Origin of the sequence: Hydrangea phyllody phytoplasma (assembly GCF_036985185.1) — a bacterium.
Classification (GTDB): domain Bacteria; phylum Bacillota_I; class Bacilli_A; order Acholeplasmatales; family Acholeplasmataceae; genus Phytoplasma; species Phytoplasma asteris.
The window spans coordinates 1-418 of the sequence record NZ_BSDA01000028.1; the positions used below are offsets into that span (position 1 = coordinate 1).

Genomic DNA, 418 nt, shown 5'->3' on the forward strand with positions numbered 1-418 from the left:
GAATTTAGCAATTCGCGATCAATTAATCGAAATGCATTTACCATTAGTAAAAAAAATAGTTAAACAATTTAAATATTTCCCTAAAGCACTTCAAAGAGAGGATTTATACCAAGAAGGAATTTTAGGTCTAATCAAAGCTTTAAATAATTATCAAGATTTAGGATGTGATTTTATTGTCTATGCTACCCAAACAATTAAAGGTGAAATCACAGAACTTATTAGAGGTCTACAAACCACTTCTATTTCCAGAGAAGTTTTTCGGAAAGAAAAACAAGTAAATAATATTCCTTTTGAAGAAAAACAAACCCAATCTTTCAAAGCCAACAATCTAACCCCTCATCAAATTTGGCTAAACCAAGTTAATCATGAATTGTTTATTGAAAAAATTAAATCTAATTTAAATAAACAAGAATTAGAA

1 protein-coding gene is annotated in these 418 nt (G+C 27.5%); it reads left to right on the plus strand.

Going from position 1 to position 418, the window contains the following annotated elements; genetic code table 11:
• A partial coding sequence (locus AACP42_RS03055) for a sigma-70 family RNA polymerase sigma factor (protein ID WP_339332588.1) occupies positions 1-418 on the plus strand: 418 nt, incomplete at both ends.